Source organism: uncultured Alloprevotella sp. (assembly GCF_963536905.1).
Lineage (GTDB): Bacteria > Bacteroidota > Bacteroidia > Bacteroidales > Bacteroidaceae > Alloprevotella.
Map to the genome: position 1 here is coordinate 1 of NZ_CAUTBW010000069.1, position 9,223 is coordinate 9,223.

The 9,223-nt window shown below is 42.2% G+C and carries 7 protein-coding genes and 1 pseudogene; 3 read left to right on the forward strand and 5 right to left on the reverse strand.

Features of this window, described 5'->3' with window-relative positions; all coding sequences use genetic code 11:
* From ABLA33_RS09520 to ABLA33_RS09530, 3 genes are all read right to left on the reverse strand, one after another.
* Positions 1-596 (reverse strand): DHH family phosphoesterase (locus ABLA33_RS09520; protein WP_347720123.1); only part of this gene is annotated, 596 nt, incomplete at its 3' end.
* 51 nt (positions 597-647) lie between these two features.
* Positions 648-1,292, reverse strand: coding sequence for a ribulose-phosphate 3-epimerase (rpe, locus tag ABLA33_RS09525; RefSeq protein WP_311490121.1), 645 nt, complete (start codon positions 1,290-1,292; stop codon positions 648-650).
* Complete coding sequence (locus ABLA33_RS09530; RefSeq protein ID WP_347720124.1) at positions 1,289-3,097, reverse strand: hypothetical protein; 1,809 nt, start codon at positions 3,095-3,097, stop codon at positions 1,289-1,291. Before ABLA33_RS09530 ends, rpe begins: the two co-directional genes overlap by 4 nt.
* A 111-nt stretch (positions 3,098-3,208) precedes the next feature.
* Between ABLA33_RS09530 and ABLA33_RS09535 the strand changes: the two genes are divergently transcribed.
* The 3 genes from ABLA33_RS09535 (at position 3,209) to purT (ending at position 7,385) form a co-directional block, all read left to right on the forward strand.
* Complete coding sequence (locus tag ABLA33_RS09535) at positions 3,209-5,035, forward strand: S9 family peptidase (RefSeq protein WP_347720125.1); 1,827 nt, start codon at positions 3,209-3,211, stop codon at positions 5,033-5,035.
* Between the two features lie 155 nt (positions 5,036-5,190).
* Positions 5,191-5,784, forward strand: a complete 594-nt coding sequence (locus tag ABLA33_RS09540) for a sigma-70 family RNA polymerase sigma factor (RefSeq protein ID WP_347720126.1) — start codon at positions 5,191-5,193, stop codon at positions 5,782-5,784.
* 440 nt (positions 5,785-6,224) lie between these two features.
* On the forward strand, positions 6,225-7,385 hold the full coding sequence (purT, locus tag ABLA33_RS09545; RefSeq protein WP_347720127.1) for a formate-dependent phosphoribosylglycinamide formyltransferase: 1,161 nt from the start codon (positions 6,225-6,227) through the stop codon (positions 7,383-7,385).
* 249 nt (positions 7,386-7,634) lie between these two features.
* Here the strand turns inward: purT and ABLA33_RS09550 are convergent, their stop codons facing one another.
* On the reverse strand, positions 7,635-8,696 hold the full coding sequence (locus ABLA33_RS09550) for a relaxase/mobilization nuclease domain-containing protein (protein ID WP_347720128.1): 1,062 nt from the start codon (positions 8,694-8,696) through the stop codon (positions 7,635-7,637).
* Positions 8,680-9,109: pseudogene (locus ABLA33_RS09555) on the reverse strand (hypothetical protein). The gene ABLA33_RS09550 and the pseudogene ABLA33_RS09555 overlap by 17 nt, the downstream one beginning before the upstream one ends.
* Positions 9,110-9,223: the final 114 nt, after the last annotated feature.

The window sequence follows — 9,223 nt, forward strand, 5'->3', positions numbered from 1 at the left end:
TCCAGTAATTTGCTAATAATGGTATAGATTTCAGGATTATTCGAGTTGTAAGTAAAACCTCCTGTATCTGTCATCATACCACAATAGAGCGCGGAAGCCCCCTGAGTTGTCATTGTTTCGTATCCTCCCAACTGATAGATTAGGCGAAAGACAAGTTCTGAAGTAGAACTCATCTCGGGATGAGAGATAATAGTTTGAGCACATGTCGTATCAGGAGACAAGTGATGGTCTATCATCAAACGCTCTGCCTTTGAATTAGCTACAACATCACCCATTTCCTGTAAACGATGCAACGAATTAAAGTCTAACATACAAATAAGATCTGTACCTTCTATCAAGTGGCGAGCAACGTCACGCTTATGGTCATAGAAAACCACCTTCTCCGAGTTAGGAAGCCAACGGAGAAAATCAGGGAAAGGGTTAGGCATTACAATAATAGCTGATTTTCCTAATCCTTGCAAATATTCGGCCCAACCCAGCGCAGCACCTAAAGCGTCGCCATCTGGTCCTCTATGCCCCATAATTACAATTTTACGCGCATTTTGAAGTGTGCGCATCAAAGAAAATAGAGTAGTATTATCTAAAAGAGGATTCATCAATAATTATTTTCTAAAAAAGTTTAGTTAAGTTGATACTAAAAAAATCATTTACAGGCACTTTAATGCAGCCACCTCACCAACAGGATCAAAAGACTTAAAGATGGCACTTCCAGCTACAAGGGCATCGGCTCCAGCTTCTTTCAACTGTTTTCCAGTCGTTCTATTGACCCCTCCATCCACTTCTATCAAAGCTTTTGAAGCCTTACGATCTATAAGTTCACGCAACTGACGTGTCTTTTGGAGGCTATTTTCTATAAATTTCTGTCCGCCAAAACCCGGATTCACACTCATAAGCATAACAAGATCCAAATCTTGAATAATATCCTCAAGCAAACAGACAGGTGTGTGCGGATTAAGAGTTACGCCTGCCATCATTCCTGCATCTTTGATTTGCTGAACCACACGATGAAGATGTACGCAAGCCTCATAATGCACATTCATTATCTTGGCACCTAAAGCGGCCACTTGACTCACAAATTTCTGTGGCTCTACAATCATCAGGTGCACATCCAATGGCTTCTTAGCTGCTTTAGCCATTGCTTCCATAACGGGAAAGCCAAAAGAGATATTGGGTACAAAAACGCCATCCATCACATCGAGATGAAACCAATCAGCTTCACTAGCATTTAGCATTTCTATGTCACGCTGCAGATTTCCAAAATCCGCAGACAGAAGGGAGGGAGATACGATCATATATCTAAATCTTTTAATGATTTTTCTGGGCCATCATCAGGTAATAGGATAGAGTTATTCTCTCTAAGCTTCTGAATATAGGCTAGTTCATTCAATGCAAAATCAGCATTTAACGGTTCATTCAACATTTTCTTATAAACGTTTTCAGCACTAGTCAAGTCGCCAAGTTCAACATGTACATAAGCCCAACGACGACGAAGAAAGTTCATAAAGCGCTCTTCTACGTCCGTCATTGGCTCTGCTCCATCAGTGTACTTCTCTCGGAGCTCTTTAATAAGAGTATTTATAACGTAAAGGGAGCGAAAATCGCGCGCATTTACTAATGTATTTACATAGGCGATACTAACACCTATATCTCTTATATGAAAAATGCCATCCAAATAATAATAAGCTTGATCATAGAGCTTCAACTCTGCATAAGAAGAACCCAAATAAAAGGCAGTTAAGAACAATGTGTTTTGGATTGCTTCATCTTTGGGAAGCTCATACGCCAACATCTTATTCCAAACGGGTGCCAGATACGCAATCACCTCATAATAACGTTCTTGACGAAAGCATTTCCTTCCCCAATAAACCTTCTGAGCAAAGTCATCCGTTTGCCACAATGCTAACATCTGCTGATCTTCCGTAAGCTCTTCTTGTTTGCCCGCAAAGATTTTATCAATTGCATCCTGCCGCATATAAGCCAGTTCTTTCAAGCGTTGCTCATTATCGCCCTTATCATAAGCCAAATAGAAACTAGAAGATTTTAATACTCCTGGCACTTCAAAAGCTCCAGCTTCTGCATTGACATCAGCAACAGCCGCCACTACATAAAGACATTCTTGAGTTTCCTTATCTGCTTTAAGAACAATCGTAGCTATACGCAGAGAGTCATTTCCTTTCGTCTGATATTTATACTTCACAAGCAGAGTAACAACATCTTTAACAAAAGAAGGCTTCCCTTCCTCTTCCTCAGCAATAAGAGAAGAAAGCACATTGAAAGTTTTAACTTGTTCAGCTGACGACAAAGTCTTAATACTATCTGATACTATAGTAATATCAATTATTGAAGGCTGATTTATTTGAAAAACAGTAGCTAAAAGAGAAGCAACACTTATAGGTAGTTTCGCCCCTGATCTATAATTAAACAATTCATTATCAGTCTTTTTTACTTTTCCTTCATTATTTAAGTGAAAAAGTTCAAGAGAGTCCAACAATGCATTTTCACGCGCATAGTTCAAATTATTTTTCTCTACGTCATAAGGCGAAGAAGAGGAACCTTCTTTTTCTAGAAGCAAAAACTCATTTGTAAAGATTCTTCGAACATCAAAAAATCCTTCCAAAAGAGTTAAAAAGGCATCTTTTGTCCGCAGAATATCATCAGTAAAAAAGAAAGGTGCAGAAATATGGACAATCATATTCTTTTTATCATCACTATAGGCATAATAAACTGTATGACAAAGAACTATAGTATTAACCCGATTACAAATAACTCGCAATAAATCTATTTTTTCAGCAGATACTTCTGCGATACCTTGAAAGAAAATAACCACCTCACCACTATGGGGAAAAATCCGCATATTATAATATCCATTTTGGAAATTAAAACGAAATTCTACGAGGTCATCCTTGCGTTTTTCTCGAGTGTACGTGCAACCGATCGATTTTAAGAGATTCTCAGCGTGTTTAGAATTATCCTCCTGAGAGCTTTTTCCGTTCTTTTTTGAGAAAAAGGCTCTAATTCTCTCTTTTGAGGAAAAAAATAGAATGACGGCTATCAACAAGACATCAACAACAACTGCTATAACATTTATAAAATCCATGTAGGTTACACCTCCTTAAACATTATACAAATGTACCATAAAAATATGGAATCCTTATAATCCAGCGGAAATTATTATTTTTGCGTTCCATAATCATATCAAAACAAAACTATGTCCGTACGCCAAATCCCCCTGGAAGATTTTTTTCGCAATAGTCCGCAAGCAGCGTTTCAATTATCCCCCGACGGGAAGCATCTCTCCTTCATGGCGCCCTATCAAGACCGAATGAATATTTTTGTTCGCAACTTGGACGAAGAAGAAGCCACGCAGCTGACCCACGAAACCGAGCGAAGCATTGATGGCTATTTTTGGGTGGACAATACGCGCATATTGTTTATGAAAGATGATGGGGGCGACGAGAACTACCACCTTTTCGGTGTAAATCTTGATGGTTCTGACCTCCGCTGTTATACTCCTTTCGACGGAGTACGTGTAAGAATCATTGATGACCTAGAAGATATTCCAGACCAAGTGCTTATTGGCATGAATAAGCGTAATCCCGAGGTTTTTGACCCGTATCGTCTTGATTTGAAAACTGGAGAACTAACACAACTAGCAGAGAATCCTGGAAATTGGCAGGGATGGATGACTGACCACAATGGAGTTCTTCGATCTGTAACGGCCATTGTGGACGGCGTAAATACTCAGATTCTCTACCGCGATCATGACAACGAAGATTTTCGTGCAGTACTGACAACGAGCTTCAAGGAAAGCGTTGATTTCATAATATTTACGCCTGACAATAAGTATGTGTACGCTGCAACAAATTTAGGGCGCGACAAATCTGTCTTGGTTCTCATGGATCCTGCTACGTGCGAGGAAATAGAAATGCTCTATGAAAACCCCATTTACGATATATCTTCTATCAGCTACTCCCGAAAGCGAAAGAAACTACTGGGCGTATTCTGTAGCGGCCACAAAGAGCCTGTACGCCATTACTTTGACGAGGAAGAAAAGAACTTAAAAGAAAAAATGCGGAGCTTCTTCCCTGGTCTCCACTGCGGTATGAGCGATTGCGATAAGGCTGAAGAGAAGTATCTACTTTATGTGGGTAGCGATCGCAATAAAGGGGCATATTACTACTACGACATTCACGAAGATCAGCCTCGAAAAATTGCAAGCCTTTCACCATGGCTCAACGAAGAAGAAATGGTTGAAATGGAAGCAATCAAATATACTACGCGTGATGGACTGGAACTCGAAGCTTATCTCAGTTTACCTAAAAGCTTCGATAAAAAGAATCCTACGCCTCATCCTGTTATCATCCATCCACATGGAGGTCCTTGGGCACGTGATTATTGGGGATTCGACTCTGTCGTTCAGTTTCTCTGTAATCGTGGTTATGCTGTTTTTAGCATGAACTTCCGTGGTTCAACAGGTTACGGACGCAAATTCCTAGAAGCCAGCTACAAAGAATGGGGACGCAAGATGCAGGACGACATCTCTGATGGTGTGGCTTACCTCATAAAAGAAGGTATTGCTGACCCCAAACGAGTAGCCATTTATGGTGCGTCGTATGGGGGCTATGCTGTTTTGGCCGGCCTCGCCTTTACGCCAGAGCTCTATTGCTGCGGTATAGACTATTGCGGTGTCTCAAACCTCTTCACCTTCATGAAGACTATCCCACCCTACTGGAAGCCAATGCTTGAAATGATGTATGAACAAGTGGGCAATCCCGAAACTGATCACGAATTGCTAGCTGCTGCTTCGCCGGCACTCCATGCCGACAAAATACGCGTACCACTCTTTATTGCTCAGGGGGCTAACGATCCACGCGTCAATAAAGCAGAAAGCGACCAAATGGTAGAAGCTCTCCGAAAAAATGGCGTAGAAGTAGAATATATGGTAAAAGAAAACGAAGGACATGGTTTCCACAACCAAGAAAATCGCTTTGACTTCTACCGCGCTATGGAAAAATTCCTCGCAAAATATCTATAAATCATCGCGTAAACGATAGAATTATAGTTTTATTGTATTATTTTCCACACCCAAGTATTGTTTTATAACATACATTTATTACATTTGCAACCGATAACTATAAAATTACTGCCTATCGAAACAGCATTACTCCAAAATCAAAACATCTGAAAGTAATGACTACTCTCAATTTTCAGCCGGACGAAATTCTTGTCGGCCTTTATGCACAAGGAGATAACGAGGCTTTTGACGTCCTCTTGTCCCGCTATAAAGATAGGCTCTATTCCTATATAAATTATATTGTACGTAATGACGATGTTGCGGAAGATATCTTCCAAGAAACGTTTGTCAAGGCTATTATAACCATACGTCAGAACAAATATCACGAAAGTGGTAAGTTCTATGCGTGGCTGACACGTATAGCGCACAATCTCATTATCGATTTCTTCCGCGTAGAGAATGCTAATACGGTAGTTTCTAATGATGAAGTAGAATACGATATTTTTAATAATGCAAAACTAGCTGATGCCTGCATCGAAAATAGTTTGGTGAACGACCAAATCCTAAACGATGTGCGCAATTTGATGAATCATCTTCCGGAAAGTCAGCGGGACGTTGTCTATATGCGCTACTATAAGGAGCTTTCTTTCAAAGAGATTGCCGAACTGACAGGCGTTAGCATCAACACAGCTCTTGGACGGATGCGTTACGCTATCATGAATATGCGCCGCATGGCGGAAGAGCATAATATTCAGCTCAACGCCATCTAAACAGATATTAGCTACACATATTCATACAGACAGAGTTCCTTCTTGCTGAAAAACTCTGTCTGTTTTTTATTCTTCGAGGAGAAGAAAAACACAGAAAAGCAGAAAATAAATCGAGAAATACATACTAAAAGTATAGGCTCTGCGTTTGAATAAACAGATGCGGCGAAATAGGAGGAAAAATGCAGCCACTAACCGCACAAGAATAAATTATAAAGCAAGTTGCCTATGACTGATTCTTTACCACATCGCACTTCGCCACGCGAAGACACTCTAAAATTTCTTCGGGAATTTGCCCGTTTCTATCAGCCTGTGACACTGCCCACAAATGACGACACGGACTCTAGAATGGGTTCGCTCTCAACCTCTCTATGTTAGTAAAACACTAAGCACACACCTCTTCTCGGACGCTGTGTGCTTTTCCATTTATAAAGCATTTATCAATGAAGAAAATTTTATTGCTCGGATCTGGCGAATTAGGCAAAGAATTTACCATTGCGGCCAAACGCTTGGGACAATATGTTATTGCGTGCGACAGTTACGCTGGAGCTCCAGCACAACAAGTAGCCGATGAAGCGGAAGTATTCTCTATGCTCGATGGCAATGCTCTAGAGGCAGCCGTTCGCAAGCATCGTCCCGACATCATTGTTCCCGAAATCGAAGCCATCCGTACGGAGCGGCTCTACGATTTTGAGGAACAGGGCATACAAGTTGTGCCGTCCGCTCGTGCTGTCAATTTCACGATGAATCGTAAAGCTATCCGCGATTTAGCTGCTAAAGAACTAGGCGTTAAGACTGCTCGCTATTTCTATGCAAAGAACTACGATGAGTTACAAGCGGCGGCCAACGAAATAGGTTTCCCATGTGTTATCAAACCCTTAATGTCGAGTTCTGGACACGGGCAGAGCCTTGTGAAACATCCCGACCAACTTCACGATGCGTGGACATCAGCCATAGAGGGAAGCCGAGGCGACATTCAGGAAGTTATCATTGAGGAATTCATCCGGTTCGACAGCGAAATTACACTACTTACCGTCACTCAGAAAAATGGCCCTACTCTCTTCTGCCCGCCCATTGGACACGTGCAAGAACATGGCGACTATCGGGAAAGTTTCCAACCTGCAGCAACTACTCCCACTCAGTTGCAAAAAGCCGAGGAAATGGCGGCAAAAGTGACTGAAGCATTGACGGGCGCAGGTATCTGGGGCGTAGAATTCTTCTTGAAAGGTGACGAAGTCTACTTCTCAGAACTCTCTCCACGTCCTCACGACACGGGTATGGTCACACTTGCCAACACGCTCAACTTCAACGAGTTCGAACTCCACCTACGTGCCGTTATCGGTTTGCCCATCCCCTGCATCAAACTCATGAGATGTGGAGCGAGCGCAGTGATTCTCTCTCCCATAGAATCAGAAAAACAACCACAATATCGTGGACTTGAACAAACGTGTGAGGAGGATGCCGATGTCCGCATTTTTGGCAAACCCACAACAAGACTTCATCGCCGTATGGGGGTGGTGGTTGTGAATGGTCCGACGAATGCCGACTTAAATGCTATTCGAGAAAAAGCCAAACGCTTGGCCAACTACGTTGAAGTTTACTAATAAAATCCATCTATCATTGCTTTACCGCGTAAGATAATTGTTAAAATGTATCTAATTGAAAATGAAGAAGTTACATTGTTAGTACGACTAAATAGGTAACGATTTGGAAACGAGCGAATTACTTGGCTTCGCTGTTTTCTACCTAACAAAGAACGCTTGTTATTCTGTTTGCAACAGATAATACTTTGTTACCGAATAACAAGCGTTCTTGATGAGATATTCTTCTTTCTGCATTTTTTTAGGCGTGAGTTATAATCCTCTTCCACGTTTTTTCTTTCTGTTGGCTTGGCTTCTGAGTTTGCGCTGCCACGCTGTTTCTGCATAGTCATAGCCTTGCGCAGTTGGCGTAATCAAATCTCCGAACCCTTCCACCACTTCATCGGCTGCACTAACGATGGTGTCTGCCACTGCACCAATGGAGTTCTGCGCTCGTGGAGTGTCATTGTCTCGTGAAATTGAGGAACGGCTTGGAGGTACGAGTTGATAACCAGTATCAGGTTGTTCTTTCCTTTCTGTCGGCTCTTGTACTGTTAGATGTGGTTTCCTTGATTCTTCCTTGTTGGTTGTTTCAATGTTCTTCTGCAAGGAACGGTAGCCGAACTCCCTGCCGATTTCGGAAGCCTTGAACGATTGTCCACTAAATGAGAATTTTAAGCCATAGACCTTGCCCTGCTTGTTCTTCATGCGCTCTATGGTAATGCCGTTCTTATTCAGCTCATAGAGGAACATGGAATGCCCTGTGATACCTGTACCTTTGTATTTTTCAAGTAGGGCATAGCAAATCTTCTGCACCTGCTGCTTTGTCTGTTCTCTCGTTAGATTGGCTTTTGACTTTTGGTATTTCTTCTCTACCTTGACCTCTTTTGCGATAGTCAAATTTTTCTCCCTGCTTATTTCCTCCGCCACTCTCGCTGCCCTGTTGCTCACAAAAGTGGTATCATAGACTTCTCCATATAGGCTGATGCGGTTGGCGATGATGTGAATGTGTCTGTTGTCGGTGTCCTTGTGCGTTACTGCCACCCATTGGTGGTTGTCAAGTCCCATTCGCTTGGCAAACAGATGGGCTATTCCCATAAGCTCGGATACAGGCAGTCTTTTCTCGTCCTGTGGTGCGATACCGATTTCAATGCGGAGGAACTTGTTCCTGCAACGGCTGTTATAGTCGCTGACCACTTTCATTTCCTCATAGATAGTCTTTGGCTCCCTGCTGCAAAGATTGTGGAAGGCAAGCCGATAGCCGAGCTTGCCCTCTCTGAAGATATAGCCCAGAGCCGTGCTGCCATGCGCTATCGCCTTACATTTTCCTATCATCTCTTGTTAGATTTAAGACCTTATATCTCATCGTTCACATGAAAATGGGGGTCGTAAAATCGCTTAAATGCCTCTTTGGCACATAGCGAAAGGTTCTGTGTAATATGTACCCATCTCTCATCTTTTACTTTGATGAGGTTGGAAACCTGCCCATAGAATCTTCCTGTATGTTGGAGGATGGCAATGGCTTCCCTTTCATTGTTGGTCATCTTGGGAACGACTGTTACTTCTCCGTTTAGGAGTATCTCACGGCAGTAATCGGAAAACTTACGTCCCGCACTTTCTGCCTTTGACTTAATACGTTGCTTTTCCTCTGAGGTGCATCTTACCTTGATGAACTCTGTCTTGTTCATCCTCTGTTCTTCCTTATCCCGTTGCTGCCATCGGGCAGCTTTTCCTTTGTATCTGTTCATATAAGTTTCCTTGAAAGTTAATCATTCCAGATGATTCGTTGTTGCTTAATTCCCGAACACTGACCGATGAGAACGGAGTGATTACGGTCTTATCTCCCCGACAGTCTGACGAGG